This window comes from Eubacterium sp. ER2 (genome assembly GCF_000765215.1).
GTDB lineage: Bacteria > Bacillota > Clostridia > Lachnospirales > Lachnospiraceae > Claveliimonas > Claveliimonas intestinigallinarum.
This window is the reverse complement of sequence record NZ_JPJE01000008.1, coordinates 1-16,907: the sequence shown is the minus strand read 5'-3', so window position 1 is coordinate 16,907 and position 16,907 is coordinate 1. Positions and strand designations below refer to the sequence as shown.

The 16,907-nt window shown below is 51.3% G+C and carries 14 protein-coding genes; 2 read left to right on the top strand and 12 right to left on the bottom strand.

All coding sequences use genetic code 11. From position 1 onward, the window contains the following. Positions 1-2 precede the first annotated feature (2 nt). Positions 3-1,499: a bifunctional ADP-dependent NAD(P)H-hydrate dehydratase/NAD(P)H-hydrate epimerase gene (locus tag NI21_RS0103405; protein ID WP_033124848.1), complete on the bottom strand. Its 1,497-nt coding sequence runs from the start codon at positions 1,497-1,499 to the stop codon at positions 3-5. A gap of 147 nt (positions 1,500-1,646) precedes the next feature. After that, positions 1,647-2,300 (bottom strand): redox-sensing transcriptional repressor Rex, encoded by a 654-nt coding sequence (locus tag NI21_RS0103400; RefSeq protein ID WP_033124847.1) that lies wholly within the window; start codon positions 2,298-2,300, stop codon positions 1,647-1,649. A gap of 186 nt (positions 2,301-2,486) precedes the next feature. Between NI21_RS0103400 and NI21_RS0103395 the strand changes: the two genes are divergently transcribed. Then, positions 2,487-4,418, top strand: a complete 1,932-nt coding sequence (locus NI21_RS0103395) for an ABC-F family ATP-binding cassette domain-containing protein (protein WP_033124846.1) — start codon at positions 2,487-2,489, stop codon at positions 4,416-4,418. Between the two features lie 54 nt (positions 4,419-4,472). On the opposite strand, the gene NI21_RS0103390 is transcribed toward NI21_RS0103395, so the two are convergent. The 7 genes from NI21_RS0103390 to NI21_RS0103360 all read right to left on the bottom strand — a co-directional run bounded on the left by NI21_RS0103390 (position 4,473) and on the right by NI21_RS0103360 (position 13,379). Further along, positions 4,473-5,384, bottom strand: a complete 912-nt coding sequence (locus NI21_RS0103390; RefSeq protein ID WP_033124845.1) for a CorA family divalent cation transporter — start codon at positions 5,382-5,384, stop codon at positions 4,473-4,475. Positions 5,385-5,443: 59 nt separating this feature from the next. Continuing rightward, positions 5,444-7,555 (bottom strand): polyphosphate kinase 1, encoded by a 2,112-nt coding sequence (gene ppk1 / locus NI21_RS0103385; protein ID WP_330635873.1) that lies wholly within the window; start codon positions 7,553-7,555, stop codon positions 5,444-5,446. After that, a complete protein-coding gene (locus NI21_RS0103380) occupies positions 7,534-8,445 on the bottom strand; it encodes a substrate-binding domain-containing protein (RefSeq protein ID WP_052083871.1) in 912 nt (303 codons plus the stop codon). Before NI21_RS0103380 ends, ppk1 begins: the two co-directional genes overlap by 22 nt. Positions 8,446-8,750: 305 nt before the next feature. Beyond that, positions 8,751-9,950 (bottom strand): NADP-dependent isocitrate dehydrogenase, encoded by a 1,200-nt coding sequence (locus NI21_RS0103375; protein WP_033124843.1) that lies wholly within the window; start codon positions 9,948-9,950, stop codon positions 8,751-8,753. A gap of 46 nt (positions 9,951-9,996) precedes the next feature. Then, a complete protein-coding gene (locus NI21_RS0103370) occupies positions 9,997-10,665 on the bottom strand; it encodes a GntR family transcriptional regulator (RefSeq protein ID WP_033124842.1) in 669 nt (222 codons plus the stop codon). Between the two features lie 5 nt (positions 10,666-10,670). Then, complete coding sequence (locus tag NI21_RS0103365) at positions 10,671-12,074, bottom strand: 2-isopropylmalate synthase (RefSeq protein ID WP_033124841.1); 1,404 nt, start codon at positions 12,072-12,074, stop codon at positions 10,671-10,673. A 435-nt stretch (positions 12,075-12,509) separates the two neighbouring features. Beyond that, on the bottom strand, positions 12,510-13,379 hold the full coding sequence (locus NI21_RS0103360; RefSeq protein WP_033124840.1) for a metallophosphoesterase: 870 nt from the start codon (positions 13,377-13,379) through the stop codon (positions 12,510-12,512). Between the two features lie 114 nt (positions 13,380-13,493). Between NI21_RS0103360 and NI21_RS0103355 the strand changes: the two genes are divergently transcribed. Beyond that, on the top strand, positions 13,494-14,468 hold the full coding sequence (locus NI21_RS0103355; RefSeq protein ID WP_033124839.1) for a hypothetical protein: 975 nt from the start codon (positions 13,494-13,496) through the stop codon (positions 14,466-14,468). Here NI21_RS0103355 and NI21_RS0103350 read toward each other — a convergent pair. The 3 genes from NI21_RS0103350 to NI21_RS0103340 form a co-directional block, all read right to left on the bottom strand. After that, positions 14,450-15,142: a YveK family protein gene (locus NI21_RS0103350; protein ID WP_033124838.1), complete on the bottom strand. Its 693-nt coding sequence runs from the start codon at positions 15,140-15,142 to the stop codon at positions 14,450-14,452. The genes NI21_RS0103355 and NI21_RS0103350 overlap by 19 nt on opposite strands. Next, positions 15,139-16,179, bottom strand: coding sequence for an acyltransferase family protein (locus NI21_RS0103345; protein WP_081957953.1), 1,041 nt, complete (start codon positions 16,177-16,179; stop codon positions 15,139-15,141). The genes NI21_RS0103350 and NI21_RS0103345 overlap by 4 nt, the downstream gene beginning before the upstream one ends. Next, positions 16,125-16,907 (bottom strand): Coenzyme F420 hydrogenase/dehydrogenase, beta subunit C-terminal domain (locus NI21_RS0103340; RefSeq protein WP_052083869.1); only part of this gene is annotated, 783 nt, incomplete at its 5' end. The genes NI21_RS0103340 and NI21_RS0103345, both read right to left, overlap by 55 nt.

The following is a 16,907-nucleotide window of genomic DNA, read 5'->3' as shown; positions in this document are numbered from 1 at the left end:
CTCTATTCCTCCAGTCTTTTCAATACCGTCCCTACCGCGTCTGCCAGATCTCTTGCCAGCACACTGTATATGCCCTTCTCCTCCCGGGCCGCGTCCCCCGCAAGCCCGTGCAGGTATACGCCCAGAACCGCGCTGTCAAAGCAGGACATCCCCTGGGCCAGGAGCCCTGTGATGACTCCCGCCAGCACATCGCCGCTTCCGGCCTTTGCCATCGCCGCGTTGCCGGACAGGTTCACAAAGGGGTGCTCCCCCTGCCTGCACACGCAGGTCCTGGCGTCCTTCAGCACACAGGTGACACGGTACTCTCCCGTGAACTGGGCCAGCACATCCAATCGGTTCCTCTTCAGCTCCTCCACCGGCCTTCTTGTGACTCTTGACATTTCCTTCATGTGGGGCGTGAATACGAAATTTTCGTGGGGCAGCTTTCCCAGATAGCGGGTGTGCTCCGCCAGCAGGTTCAGGCCGTCCGCATCCACCACGCAGGGAACCTGCACGTTCTCCAGCGTAGTCTGCAGGATGCGCCTTGCCTTGTCACTTGTGCCAAGTCCGGACCCGATGCTGACTACGTCCGCCCAGCTAAGGAGCCTTAGGAGCTCCCTCTCGTCAAAGAAGTCATAGCAGCGGATGATGGCCTCCGGCAGCAGGGTCTGCAGGATGGTCCGGTTGTCCTCCGGCGTGTAGATCTGCACAAGCCCCGCCCCTGTCCTGTAGGCTGCCAGGGCTGCCAGATAAGCGGCCCCCGCCATGCCCTGGCTCCCGGCTATGATAAGGGCTTTCCCGTAATCCCCCTTGTGGGAGTCGGGCCGTCTCCTGGGAAGCATGCTCCCCGCGTCCTTCTCCTCCAGGGCGTAGGCCACCTTGCTGTCTCCCTCCAGGCCCGAGGTATCGACACCGATATCCCTCACGACCAACTCCCCGGCGTAATCCCGGCCGGGATCCAGGGTACATCCCAGCTTGGCGCACTGGAAGGTCACTGTCAGATCCGCCTTAAAAGCGCTCGTGGCCACTTCCCCGTTGGTGGTGGAGACGCCGGAGGGAACATCCACCGCGATCTTCACGCCTCCGGACCGGTTCATAGCCTGGATACAGGCGAGATAGCTCCCCTCCACCCGGCGGCTTAAGCCGGCTCCGAAAATGGCGTCTATCAGTATACTATATTCTCCTTCTTCGAAAGAGTTTCCCAGGACGCCTCCGGCCTCCTTGAAAAGCTCGATCTGCCTCTTTGTCTCCTCTGTGCAGTGGTCCGGATTTCCCACCATCACCGCAGTCACTCCGGCCCCCTTCTCAAGCAGCAGCCTTGCGATGGCAAAGCCGTCTCCCCCGTTGTTGCCGGAGCCGCACACCACGCACACGCAGGACAGGTCAAAGCCTCTGTCCATGACCGTCTCCACAAACGTGCGGGCCGCACGCTCCATCAGGATCAGCGACGGGATCTTTTTCTCCCGTATGGTATAGCTGTCCGCCGCCTTCATCTGTCTTCCGTCTGGCAGAAATAGCATAAAATCACCCTCCCTTTCCCTGCGCCACAGGCAGGTTTGTTTTTGAAGCCGCCGTCCTGCTGCGCTCAGACAGGTCCACGGCAACGCAAAAGACGTGTAAAGAAGGCCTGTCTCACACACGCCGGCTTTACACGTCTCAAAGTCCTGTTACTTCTCTGATTTTTTCTGTTCCTCTTTGTAACGGCTGATATTGTAGGACAGCCGCATCAGGCTCTCTGACAGGTGGACATTTTCAACGATCACATCATCCGGAAGATTCAGATCCGTATGTGCGAAGTTCCATATCGCCTTCACTCCGTACGACACCAACTGGTTGGCAACCTCAATCGCCTTTGCCTTCGGGATCGTCAGAATACCGATCTCTATGTCATTGTTCTTAACAAAGTCCTCCAGCTCGTCCATCATATGGATGGGCACGCCCCGGATCGTCATCCCCTTCAGTGTGGGATTGACATCAAAGATACCCTTGAGCACAAATCCCCGTTTTTCAAACGCCGCATAGTTCGCCAGCGCATGTCCCAGATTACCGGCCCCGATGATGACCATGTCATGATCCTCCTCCAGGCCAAGTATCTTTCCTATCTCTGTGTAGAGATATTTTACATTATATCCATACCCCTGCTGGCCAAAGCCGCCGAAGTTGTTCAGATCCTGCCGTATCTGGGATGCTGTCACATGCATTTTCTTGCTCAGGTCGTTGGAGGAAATGCGCTCCACGCCGTTCTCCAGCAGCTCCCCTAAATAGCGGTAATATCTTGGAAGTCTACGTATGACTGCCTGCGAAATTTCTCTGCCTTCCACTTTATCCACCTTCCATTTCAGTTTCTCAGATTTTATTATATAGAATTGTTACAATAAAGTCAATTTATTGTTCTCAAAAGTTCCTCAAATCAGCGCTGACAGCCTTCTGGAAATTGACACGCCGCAGGTTCCCCGATATAATAGTTAAGGCTTTAAAATGCACGGTTTTTACGCAGGAGGTACACCATGATACTGGCATGTCACAATATAGAAAAATCATTTGGGGAGGAGGTCATCGTGCGCGACGGCTCTTTCCATATAGAAGACCACGAGAAGGCAGCCCTGGTGGGAAGCAATGGGGCCGGGAAATCCACCATCCTCAAGATGATCGTGGGGGAGCTGCCTCTGGACGGCGGCTCAGTCACCCTGGCAAAGGGCCGCACCCTGGGCTATCTGGCCCAGCACCAGGACCTGACAGGGGGAAACACGATCTACGAGGAGGTGAAGACCGCCAAGGCGCAGATCATCGCCATCGAGAGGGAGATCCGGCAGATCGAGGAGGAGCTGCCCTCCCTCCAGGGGGATGCCCTGACAGAGCGGCTGAACACCTATCACCGGCTGACGGAGCAGTTTGAGCGGGAGAACGGCTACGCCTACGAGAGCGAGATCACCGGCGTTCTGAAGGGACTGGGCTTTGGGGAGGAGGATTTCTCCAAGGCTGTGGACACCCTCTCCGGAGGACAGAAGACCCGGGTCTCCCTGGGGAAGCTGCTCCTCACCAGACCGGATGTGCTGCTCCTTGACGAGCCCACCAACCACCTGGACTTAAACTCCATCTCCTGGCTGGAGACCTATCTTCTGAACTACCCCGGGGCTGTGCTCATCGTGTCCCATGACCGGTATTTTCTGAACCGGGTAGTGACAAAGGTGGTCGAGATCGAGCAGGGGAAGCTGACCACCTACATGGGCAACTACTCCGCCTACGCGGAGAAGAAAAAGCAGGTCCGGGAGGCACGCCTGAAGGAGTACATGAACCAGCAGCTGGAGATCCGCCACCAGGAGGCGGTCATCGAGAAGCTCCGCTCCTTCAACCGTGAAAAGTCCATCAAGCGGGCGGAGAGCCGGGAGAAAATGCTGGACAAGATGGAGCGGATCGAGAAGCCGGCGGAGCTGAAGACAGACATCCACCTGACGCTGGAGCCCTCCTGTGTCAGCGGAAACGATGTTCTCTCGGTAGAACACCTGAGCAAAGCCTTCCCGGATCAGACGCTCTTCACTGATGTCAGCTTCGACATCCGCCGGGGCGAGCACGTGGCCGTCATCGGCGACAACGGGACGGGAAAGACCACTCTCCTCAAGATCCTGAACGACGTGCTCCCCGCAGACAGCGGCAGCTTCACCCTGGGGGCCAACGTCCACGTGGGCTACTACGACCAGGAGCACCACGTGCTCCACATGGAGAAGACTGTGTTCGAGGAGATCTCGGACGACTACCCGGATCTGACGGGCACCCAGATCCGCAACATGCTGGCCGCTTTCCTCTTCACGGGGGACGATGTGTTCAAGCGGATCGGAGATTTAAGCGGAGGCGAGCGGGGCCGGGTATCCCTGGCAAAGCTGATGCTCTCAGAGGCCAATTTCCTGATCCTGGACGAGCCCACCAACCATCTGGACATCGCCTCAAAGGAGATACTGGAAAACGCCCTGAACAATTATACCGGCACGGTCCTCTATGTATCCCACGACCGGTATTTTATCAACCAGACGGCCACCCGCATCCTGGAGCTGGTGAACCACACCTTTGTGAACTACATCGGCAACTACGATTACTACCTGGAAAAGCGGGAGGAGCTGACCGCCGCCTACGCGTCCTCCTCTTCCGCACCCGCTTCAGCGAAGACCGGGAAAGCCGCACCCGCTGAGACAGTGTCCGAGGCCAAGCTGAGCTGGCAGGAGCAAAAGGAGGCCCAGGCCAGGGAGCGCAAAAGACAGAACGACCTGAAGAAGACAGAGGATCTGATCACCAGTCTGGAGGAGCGGGACGCACAGATTGACGAGCTCATGGCCACAGAGGAGGTGTACACCAACTCTGTGAAATGCCAGGAGCTGGCAAAGGAAAAGGCGGACATAGCCGCCCGGCTGGAGGAGCTGTACGAAAAATGGGAGGAGCTTGCGTAAGGCAGGCTCCTCCCTCTTTTGTAATGCAGGCGCATATTTTATGGCATTTTTTCTCTATAATATTTTCTTCTTCTTGAAGATCAGAATACAGACAATGATGACGATCAGGCTCAGCACGATAACCCCGGGATAGCCGTTCTGCAGCTCAGGCATATCCTTAAAATTCATGCCGTACCAGCCCGTGATCAAAGTCAGCGGAAAGAAGATGGTGGACAGGACGGTGAGGAACTGCATGTTGCTGTTCTGCCTTGCATCCACCTGAGCCTGGTACACGTCCCGCACCTGCTGGGCGTACTCCAGCAGGTGGGAGGTGCGGCTCATGAGTCGGTCTGCCCGGTCTGAGAGTGTCCCGAAGTATTTGAGCTGCTTTTTGGCGAAAAAGCCGTTCTCATTTTCCTCCAGCTCTCTCCCCATATCCATCATCTCGTCGTAATAGCTGCGCAGGTTCAGAAGCTTTCTCCTGATGGGCATCAGCTCCTGCTGGAAATTCTCGATCTTCCCCTGCATGGCGTCCTCCTCCATGTGCATCAGCGTCTTCTCGTACTGCATCAGCAGCTCCTGGTCCCTGCTCATGAACTCGGCAATGTAATTGTAGATAAACCGCTCCTTTGTCTCTCCCTGGTGAGCCTTTTTGCTCTTGATCCTGCGGATCAGCCGCATGGAGAAATCCTCGTCGTCCACCAGCACCACATGATTCTGGTTGATGAAAAAATAGATCCGGTAGCGGCTTCCCAGCACATCCAACAGCTTGGGGATACACAGGGTCCCAACCAGGCACTCCTGCTGTGTCTCCAGCTTGCAGAAGCCGATCTGTCCCAGCTGGATATCATTTTCATACTGGATGCCGGACAGGTCGAGAACCCGCCTGGAGTTCCGGGAGTCGGTGAGGAAGACCGCGGGGCACTGCTCCAGCCTCCACGCCTCCTCGTCCATTTTTTCCAGCCTCTCTCCCATCTTCCATATCATGCTTCTCAACACCTTTTCTCTCTATGTTATGCGCTTTCCGATTTTATGCTTTTCCGATTTTATGCCTTCCCCGCCTTCTCGTAGGCCTCCTGGTAAAAATACTCCTGGGCGTTCAGGGGCTCCTCCCCCTCCTTCTGGGCCACATGTCTGTACTCCCCGTCGCTGCAGGCCTCCCTGGCCTTCTGATTGTCTCTCAGCATAGTGTCAAAAATGGACTGCAGGCGCTCCTTTAAGTCCTCCTGGAGGACAGGGGCAGCCACCTCCACTCTGCGCACCGTGTTTCTCGTCATAAAGTCCGCAGAGGCGATGTAGTACTTTGCCCGCTGGCCCCTTCCAAAGATGTAGATCCTGGAGTGCTCCAGAAATCTGCCCACAATACTGATGATCCGGATGTTCTCCGTGCTGCCCTCCACGCCTGGGATGAGACAGGCAATGCCCCGGATGATCATGTCGATCTTCACGCCGGCACAGGAGGCCTCGATCAGCTTGTCGATGATCTTCTTGTCTGTCAGGGAGTTCAGCTTCAGCCCGATGTAGGCTTCCTCCCCGTTCTGAGCCCGGCTGATCTCCCCGTCGATCATATCCAGCACTCTGTTCTGGAGGCACTTGGGCGCCACCAGGAGCTTATCGGACTTCTCCACCACCTCGCCCTTGGAAAGAGCCTGGAACACAGCTGACGCCTCCAGCCCGATATCCACATTTGCTGTCATGAGCGACAGATCCGTGTAGAGGCGGGACGTCTTCTCATTGTAGTTTCCGGTTCCGATCTGGGTGATGTACTCTACCCGGCCCTCAGCCTTTCTGGTGATCAGGCAGAGCTTGGAGTGGACCTTGTAGCCCTCCAAACCGTAGATTACCTGGCAGCCGGCCGCCTCAAGCCGTCTGGACCACTCGATATTGTTTTCCTCGTCAAAGCGTGCACGCAGCTCCACAAGGACCACGACCTCTTTTCCGTTCTCAGCCGCCTCTATGAGAGCCTCAACCACCTTGCTCTGCTTTGCCAGACGGTAGAGGGTCATTTTAATGGAGATGACGTTCTCGTCCTCAGCCGCCTCGCTGAGCAGGCGGAGGAAGGGCCGGATGGACTCATAGGGATAGGACAGCATCTTGTCCTCCTCCTTGATCTGCTCTATGAGGCTTCTTCCCTCCTGGAAGGCGGGGGATTTCTGAGGCACTCTCTTCTCAAAGAAGAGCTCCGGATTTTTCCGCAGGATGTCCTGTATCTGGAAGAGGAAGGACAGATCCAGGGGCGCCTGGCTCCGGAACACGTGGGTAGAGTCCAGATCCAGATATTTGCAGAGTGTCTCCACCACATCCCCATCCATCTCCCTGGAGAGCTCCAGGCGGACCGGGGAGAGCTTTTTTCTCCTCTTGATCAGGTCTGCCATGAACTCCCGGTAGTCCAGGTCCTCATCGTAGAGGGCGTCCGCGTCAATGTCCGCATTCCTTGTTACACGGATCAGAGATTTGGCCTTGATCTGGTAGCCGTCGAACACTCTGGGAATATAGTGGAGGATCAGCTCTTCTGCCAGCATGTAACAGCCCTCCTGCCCCCGCACTGGGATCAGCCTCTCCACCATGGTGTTGGTGCAGGGGATAATGCCAAGTCTCTCCTTTTTGTTCTTCGTCTCAAGGACAGCCACCGCGTAGATCTCCTTGTTGCGCAGGAAGGGGAAGGGCTGTCTCTTTCCAACCACTGTGGGGGAGATCAGGGGGGCGATCTCCATCTGGAAAAATCTGGACAGGCTGTCCTTCTCCTCCTCGGAGAGACGGCCAAAATCTGTCAGCCGCACACCGCAGGGCTCCAACTTCTCCATCAGGGTGTTGTAGGCCCTGTCCCTTCTCCCGCTGAGCTCACGCACTTTTTTCAGGATCTCTCTGATCTGCTCCGCCGAGGTCATATGGGTCTTATTGTCCCGGATCTTTTTTCCCAGCAGCATCTGGTCCTGCAGGGAGCCCACGCGGACCATGAAAAATTCATCCAGGTTGCTCTGGTAGATGGACGCAAAGCTGAGCCGCTCGCACAGGGGCACCCGCTCGTCCTCCGCCTCCTCAAGCACCCGCTCGTTGAATTTCAGCCAGGACAGCTCTCTGTTCATAAACACCTGTTTTTTTGCCTTTTCTTTCTCCATCGTATCCTCCTCTTTTATTATTCCTTTGTATCTGCCCACTCGGCAATGTCGCCTCTGTAGATGTCCGCCAGCATGTCCGCGCTCAGGTCGTCAAGGGGATTGGACGCCTGCACGATGATCCGGATGCCGTCCTTTGCCACCGGGACCGGATCCAGCACATTTTTCTCGTAATCATACAGCTCTCTGGAAACCATAGCCATATCGCAGTCTCCTGTCAGGGTGTCTGTGATCCCCTGGGAGGAGTCTGATGCCGTCACCTGGATGTCCGCGCCCGGGTTTGCCTCCTCGTAGGCCTCAGCCAGCGCCTCCATCACCGGAGCCAGACTGGTGGATCCGTGGATCCGAAGTGTCCCGGCCGGCTGCGAGGAGAGGAACACATCCTTTCCCTCCCCGGCAGGTACAAAGAACTCTCCCACGATTTCCTGTCCCTTTCCTGTCACAAAAGTCAGGAAATCCTCCTTCAGCGCATTCTGATCGTCCGCACTGGCAAGGTAGAGGGTCCGGTCCAGCGGGTACTTACCGCTCTCAATAGTCTGGTCGTCCGCCTTCACGCCGTCCACCGCCAGCTCCTTCACGCTGTCGTCCCCGGAAATATCTGTGCCCCAGCTCACATAGCCGATGGCGCTCTTATCGCTTCCCACCGCCGCGATCACATCCTGGCCGGAGGTCGCAGTCTTTGCCGTCTCCAGAATATAGTCCCTGTCGTCCACGCCCTCCTCGTTAAGGCCCAGGGCCTGGGCAAGGCTGCTGCGGGTGCCGGACCCGCTCTCTCTGGTGATCACCTTGATCTGTCCGAGGGCTGTCAGCTCCTCAGCCTGCCTGTCGCCACCATCCGCCGGCTCGCTGCCGCTGCAGGCTCCTAGAAGGCAGGCCGCACCCGCTGCCGCCGCAATCGCTGTAATTGCTGTCATACGTCTCCATTTTTTCATTCGCATACATTCCTGTCCTTTTTATAATACATATTCTTCCCTATTATAAATGGTTTTCATGAATTTGTAATCCGAATTTATGTTAAATCTATGTAAAATTGACGCCGGGACATGCAAACTCGCCCAGCGCCATTTCAATCGTATCAATATCTTTCAAAATATCCCCTGTTGTACTGATAATATAGGTGAATATTCCCGGAAGGGCCGCAGTAGCAGTAATTGTGCCGGCATCCCGGCACAATTGCGCACCAGTTACGTTAATTGCAGACGTAATACTTTTGCAAAGTATTACGTCTGCAATTAAACTACGCCAGTTTTTCTGCAATTGCCAGAATAAATTCTTCGCTGTTGAGCACAGTGGGGTTCTCCATTGTGGTGATCAGCGCCAGGTCCTTTGTCATTTTTCCTTCCTCGATGGTGTCGATGGTGGCCTTCTCCAGCTTGTCCGCAAAGGCCATCAGCTCCTTGTTGCCGTCCAGCTCGCCGCGCTTTCTCAGGGCGCCGGTCCAGGCGAAGATGGTTGCCACAGAGTTGGTGGATGTCTCCTCGCCCTTCAGGTACTTGTAGTAGTGGCGCTGCACAGTCCCGTGAGCCGCCTCGTACTCGTAATAGCCCTCCGGGGATACGAGAACAGAGGTCATCATGGCCAGGGAGCCGAAGGCGGAGGACACCATGTCGCTCATGACATCTCCGTCGTAGTTCTTGCAGGCCCAGATGTAGCCTCCCTCGGATTTCATGACGCGGGCCACCGCGTCGTCGATGAGGGTGTAGAAGTATACGATGCCCGCCTTCTCGAACCTCTCGGCGTACTCTTTATCGTAGATCTCCTGGAAAATGTCCTTGAATGTGTGGTCATACTTCTTGGAGATGGTGTCCTTTGTGGCAAACCACAGATCCTGCTTTGTATCCAGGGCATAGTTGAAGCAGCTCCTTGCAAAGCTTGCGATGGAGTCGTTGACATTGTGCATACCCTGCACGATACCCGCCCCTGTGAAGCTGTGCACAAGCTCTCTCTCCTCGTGTCCGTCCTCAGCTGTGTAGACGAGCTCCACCTTGCCGGCTCCCGGGATCTTCATCTCAGTTCCCTTGTACACATCCCCGTAGGCGTGCCTTGCGATGGTGATGGGCTTCTTCCAGTTCTTCACACAGGGCTCGATCCCCTTCACAACGATGGGCGCCCGGAACACAGTCCCGTCCAGGATGGCACGGATCGTTCCGTTGGGGCTCTTCCACATCTCCTTCAGATCATACTCAGTCATGCGGGCCGCATTGGGAGTAATGGTGGCGCATTTCACTGCCACCTTGTATTTCTTTGTGGCGTTGGCGGAGTCAATGGTCACCTGGTCATTGGTCTCGTTGCGGTGCTCCAGTCCCAGATCATAGTACTCTGTGTTGAGCTCGATAAACGGCTCCAGAAGATGCTCTTTGATCATCTTCCAGAGGATTCTTGTCATCTCGTCTCCGTCCATCTCCACGATCGGGGTGGTCATCTTGATCTTTTCCATGTTCGTATTCTCCTTTTCTTTAAATAAATTATTTGGATCAGCGTTTTTATTCTTCTATATGAAGATTTTTCATCACCTTCATGATGTGTTCGTTGGCAAGTCGCTCTGCCAGATCCTCGTCTCTGGACTTGATGGCCTCCAGGATAGAGCGGTGCTCCTCGATGGATTTCTCAGCCCGGCTCTCCTCCTCCACGGACATGGTCCTGGCCATCTTCACATATTTGTGAAAATCTGACAGTACATGTTCCAGTATACGACTATTGGAGGCGTGATACAAGACCTTGTGGAATTTTCCGTCCAGCTCTGACACCTGCTGTGCCTTTTCTGCACCCTTTTTGTCCGCACTCTTTCTCTTCAGATGGAACTCAGACAGAAGGATCACCTCCTCCAGCTCCTCGATCTGCTCCTCCGTGATATACCTGGTGGCCCATCTGGCGCAGAGTCCCTCCAGCATGGACCGGATCATGTAAATATCGTGCACGTCCTTCAGGGAAATGCCGGTCACGTAGGCTCCCTTGTTGGGGATGATGGACACAAGGCCCTCCAGCTCCAGCTGGCGCAGCGCCTCCCGCACCGGAGTCCTGCTGACCCCCAGCTCCTCCCCGATGGCGGCCTCCCGGAGCTCATCATTTTCCTTGTAGACACCGGAGAGGATGTCCTCCCGCAGTCTGCGGAACACCCTTCCCCGGAGAGATTGGTCCTGGTACTCTTCCATTGCCTTTAGTCCTCCTGCGCTGTCAGCGTCACGCCTGTCCTGCGGCACGCGTCGTCAATGACCTTTAAGAGCTCCTCGTCTGTCAGCACCGTGACGCGTCCGCTCTCGTACTCCTGGTCTACCCAGTCCTTGACGATAGACACAAGCTCTGTGTTTTTGTCCACCTGTTTCCCCTCCGGCAGATGGAAGTAGGTGTTGATCCAGTGGGCAATGCCCGCCAGCCCGGAGGTGTTGGACACAGCCACAAGGGGCGGTCTGTTCAGGAATTTGTCCGTGTCAAATATATTGTAGATCTCCTCGTTCTTCAAAAGGCCGTCCGCGTGGATGCCGGCTCTCGTGACGTTAAAATTCTTTCCCACAAAGGGCGTTCTGGAGGGAATGTGGTAACCGATCTCCTTCTCGTAATATTCGGCCAGCTCTGTGATCACGGTGGTGTCCATGCCGTCCAGGGTACCCCTCAGCTGGGCGTACTCAAAGACCATGGCCTCAAGAGGCGTGTTTCCTGTCCTCTCCCCGATGCCGAAGATGGAGCAGTTCACGCCGCTTGCCCCGTAGAGCCAGGCTGTGGAGGAATTGCTGACCGCCTTGTAAAAATCATTGTGTCCGTGGAACTCAATGAGCTCGCTGGGCACGCCCGCGTGGACCCTAAGCCCGTAAATGATGCCCGGGATGGACCTTGGGATCACGGCTCCGGGGTAGTTGACGCCATATCCCATCGTGTCGCAGACGCGGATCTTCACCGGGATCTGGTACTCCTTCATCAGGTTCATGAGCTCCAGGCAGAAGGGAATGACAAACCCGTAAATGTCTGACCTGGTGATGTCCTCCAGATGACACCTGGGGCTGACGCCGGTCTCCAGACACTCCCTTATAACGGAGAGATAGTGCTCCATGGCCTGCCTTCTCGTCATTTTCAGCTTATAGAAAATATGGTAGTCCGAGCAGCTCACAAGGATACCCGTCTCCTTCATGCCGATCTCCTTCACCAGCTCAAAATCCTTCTTGCTGGCCCGGATCCAGCTCGTGATCTCCGGAAACTGGTAGCCCTTCTCCATACACTGGTACACGGCGTCCCTGTCCTTTTTGCTGTACAGGAAAAATTCGCACTGGCGGATCTTGCCCTTCGGCCCGCCCAGCCTGTGAAAATAGTCGTAAATGTCCACGATCTGCTTCGTGCTGTAGGGCGCCCTGGACTGCTGTCCGTCGCGGAACGTGGTGTCTGTGATCCAGATCTCGTCCGGCATGCTGTGGGGCACGATCCTGTCGTTAAATGCAATCTTCGGTATCTCGTCGTAGTGGAAAAGATTTCTGAATACGTTCGGCTCTTTTACGTCCACGAGGGGATACATATGCTCCTCAAGCTGAAGCAGATTTGTGTGTTCATCAAGGTAAACCTTCCTGTCCTGCATGTGTCATCTCTCCTTTAGATTATTCTTGTATAATTGTATACAATCATACAATTGATGTCAATAACAATTTCCGATAACTTGTAATAATAGATGATATTGCAGTTGCCAGTATACATATTACGTGTTATAATATAATAAATATAATTCACTATTGCTATACAACACATTATTCTTTTGAATCAATACACGCATTTCTTTTGAATAATACTGTCTTTTCAGTTTATAATTTTAATAATCCTTGAACTTGCCTAAATAATAAGATGAGAAAGAAGGGGTAAATATGGTTGTTTTATTTACTGTTTTATTATTTCTCTTTTTTATATTTCTTTTCTTGTGTTTTGTCTGTGCTGCCGCTTCAAAAAGAAATGGGCAGCAGGATAGTTCCGACCAGGAGCAGGAAAAATATATTCGGCTTCACAGAAAGGGCTGACCCTGCTATGCTGATGGCTCAAGATTTATACAGACGATTTCCGATGTATTATTAATTCTTGGAACTATATTTCCACTTCCCAGTCCCCTGGACAAGATCAATGTATGGCCGTTTTCTGTAAATATTCCCTCTGTATATTCAGGAAAGAAACCTTCATCCTGACTGTAAAGCCCACCTATTCCCGGAACGATAATCTGTCCTCCATGTTCATGTCCGGAAAGGACCAGATCAACATTCCACAGCTCCAGGCCTCTCCATAGAAGCATGCCTGCTGGTATGTGACACAAAAGGAGTTTAAAATCATCTGATTCTTCATACTGCTTTAAAAACTGATATTCATCTCCGTCGCCCCTCGGTTCGATCATACCATATTGGGACGCTCCGCCTATATTTATCATTGTATTGCCAATCACTGTCTCTATAAATTCATTGTCTAATACAGTTGCTCCTGCTTTTTCTATTTTGTCTCGTATGGATGTCTGATAATAATCTTCATAGTCTTCTTCATGGTTCCCATAAGAGAAATAGACTGGTGCCATATCAGATAACTGTTTAACAAGATTTTCAACAACATCCAGAGACTCTTCGTTCCTGTTGAGCATATCTCCTGTCATACAGATGATGTCCGGAGTCAGCTCCTCTACCATTTTAATCAGCTTCTCATTATCTTTTCCAAAGCTTCGATTGTGCAGATCTGAGAGCTGTACGACTCGGATAGTCTCTTGAATCTTGGGTGAAATAACTGTATACTTCTCTACAACCAGCTGATATTGCGATAGATAAATCCAGATACAGACGCCAACGATTACTGTCAGGTATAAAATTCTGCTATATATCCAAAGCTTGTTTTTCTTCTTTCTAATTTTTCTAATCATAAAATCCTCCTGCTCTTCACACATTCTAATGTCTGTTATGCTTGTTATACTGTCTTTTATCCTATATAATAATAGATAACAAAACAGAAAATATTGAAAAGGAAATCTTTAATAATGAAATTAATCGAATTATATCAAAAGAAAATATATCCAAATCTTCAATACCTGTTCACAAAATTTGACTCTGTTAAATACAGAAATTATGTTGTCTCTCTTCCGGAAAACTTTGCCTCTGATATCAGTCAAAAATACCAGAAAGTTATGCGCATTTGCGAAGGAGAGTACGAGTATGAATATTTCAACTTCTGCTACCTTAATAATGTCCTGTCGCTTGTCATCTTCTGCCTGCGCAGTGGGTTCCTGCCCTCTATAGAAATCAATCACTCAAAATCCTCTCAAATCCAGTGGACTTGGTATTTCGAGCAGCCTTTCCATATAGAACCGACTATCCCATGTCAGGAGGAAATCTGCCCTCGACGCAGTGCTTCCTTCCAGCCCCATTTTGAAGATATATATAATCCGGAAATGATAAAGCTCTGGGGAAAGATATACAACCAGTGTATGTGCTTCAACACGAGTACATACTCTTATATTCAAGAAGAATACCGCTCTCTTATATCCCCCTACAAACGAGTGCTGGGAATCATCTGTAGGGGGACAGACTACACCTCTCTTCATCCGCCTGGCCATCCGGTTCAGCCTTCCGTCCAAGAAGTGATTTCCTATTGCCAAGAGCATATGAAGAATACACCTTATGATGCCATCTATCTAGCCACAGAGGAAAGAAAAATACGAGACGCCTTTGCAGCAGCATTTCCTGGTAAAATACTTGAAAATAAAAGAAAATATTATGATGATATCTATTATAGCGACAACTCCATTCAATATATAAAAGATGTACATTTCCAAAGAGAAAATGATGACTATTTATCCGGACTTGAGTACCTTTCTTCTATCACTCTCCTCTCCAGATGCACATCACTGGTAGGCGGAAACTGTACAGGGACAATGGCCGCTGTCTTTCTGAACAGCGGCAGATATGAACATGTCCACATTTTCGACTATGGACTTTATCCCTTTAAGGAATAGTCAGGAATCACTCCCAGCACAGAGATGTCCAGATATCTTTGGACATCTCCCTTATCATTAATTTTTCTCTGGCCAGATGTAACGATAATAAGAAAGAAAAACAGCAAAGCGGCGGACAAAGCAACAGACTGAAGGACAGACCGCCACAAAACAGGGTAGGCTTGTCTACGGGGCAAATTGGGTTTGTCAGAGACGACAGCCCACGGCACACCTGTCGCCTCCTCAGCCTTTTCTACCGCATGAAAGCAGAGTTTTTCTGCAATCTGCTGTGTCTGGGATGGCTCCGTTCCAGCCACCAAAATGTGAACGATTCTGCTCTGATAATCTGACGACACATAGATCAAGTCCTGAAGCGCCTTGGCGTTAAGAATATCTTCCATACCCATGTCTGTAATCACATTCTCCAACACCGATCTACTTTGCATAATCTCAATAAAATCCTGTGTAAGCTGCTGGCTGGCATTCAAATCATCCGAAAGGATTTCTCCATCTGCCCGGATAGGTCGCACATAGATTTCTGCTGAAGAATAATATACTTTCTGTGTCATAAATCCGGCTATGATTCCTCCTGTTATACTTGCCAGAACAATCCACAGTAAAACAACTCTTTTATATTTTTTTATATATTCTACAATTTCTTTTATCTGTAGAATCAGTTCATCCTTTTCCCTCAATTCTCACACCTCCTTTGCTCTACATGCCAAAGGCAGAAAGATAAAACCAGACATACCGTCAATACAAGGCTGAAAACAGCCGTCTCTCCAACATTCCAGGCGGCAGGCATCAGCTTCCAGATTATTTCCAAAAGCAGCGGGTGCATGCCATAGACAACAATGGACGTCTCCCTGCAAAAGCTCCCTACTCTTTCCCATTTACAGGCAGGTCTTTGCAACGCAAGCATCAAGATCGTACATACAAGAGGCATAAGGGAGAAAGAGAGCGTTGTTCCTCTATCTGCTCCTATAAAGAGAGCCAGACCTGTTTCAGCTGTATTCACAACAAGCCACCATGGGCAGCATAGCAAAGACCTGCTTCTTTTGACTGTCTGCCACTGTATTTGAGTGTGCCAGATTACGGCACCCATCATAGTAAAAGGTATAGCATCGCATAGAAAACGCCGCAGATAATCAAAATAAAAATTTTCCTCCAGTGTTTCCAGGACAGGAAGCAGACTGACAGCCGCCACATTCCATGTGTAGGTCAACGCTCCCCCTGCAAAGAAAAGCAGGGAGACAGCCGCCACATATTTCCATATTTTTCTCTTTTCACATATATATAGCACACACAGAGATGCAATCGCACTGGGGAAATACCATAAGTGGTAGTAAGCGCCATAAAATAGAATCCGCTGGATCAAAAGCTTTGCCAATTCCGCTGCGCTGAAATCAGCATAGCTTCCTTTTAAAGCATCCCATAATATATAAAAAACAGAAAAAACGGCATAGTATCTCATTAGACCACAGACTGCTTTTCCCAGATACCTTTTTTCGCCTTTCCATTTAGACGCGAAAAAATAGCCTGACACCGCAAAGAAAAAAGGGACCGCAATTCTGGAAAGTATTTCTGTCAGAAAGATCCCCGCACTCTCCGACAGATCAAAGAGCGGTTTGATATGAATAGACACAACCAGGCAGGCGCAGACTAGTTTAATCATATCTATAGAATTGTTTCTTTTGATTTTTTTCTGTTCATCATTTTCCACTTTAACCATTTTCTTCCTGCCTTCTTTCGGATTCCATTTTTAGAAGCCATTTCTATGCTTTTTTCCAGAGAATACCGACCGGTATACTTGAAAAAAAGATTCCTAGAATACAGATCCCAGGGGGAAACTGTATAACTGCTGTTATATGTTGTCACGTCATCTATCCTGATTTCGTCCCAGCAGCCCAGAGGCCAGATTTTCTCCAGAAGCTTTTCCCCCTTTTTACTGTGCACGATCACAACCGAATACCCTCGATCATCCCGCCATTTCTCTGCAAGATATTCACATCCCCAGAAATCGCCCCCCGTAAAATCACTAATCCTGTTCTTTTCTCTGAATCTGCAAAAGAAACAAGATGGACGGAGATTTAGGTTTCTGAGGAAAGACTGCAGGTATACATCCTTTTTCATGGATCTTGCATACACCTCTCCGCTTTGAAAGGAAATGCGCATAGAGAACTCCCGCCATCCCAACGCCTTATTTCGAAACTCTACCCGTTCCACCTCCTGTGTACCTGCTGTTTTCCGGAGATATTTTTTAAAAATCTCCGGAGAGCTGACTCCATGGCAAATAAAATCAAAGGTGATCAGCCCGTCATATTCTCTCCCTAGAAATCGGTATAGTGCGGCTACCTGACAGGGCGTTCCAGAAAAAAGGACTGGCCTACCTGCTTCCAAAAAACTCTTTACGCTGGAGTAACAATGGCCTGTATCAGCCTGCAGATATTTTGACCCCTG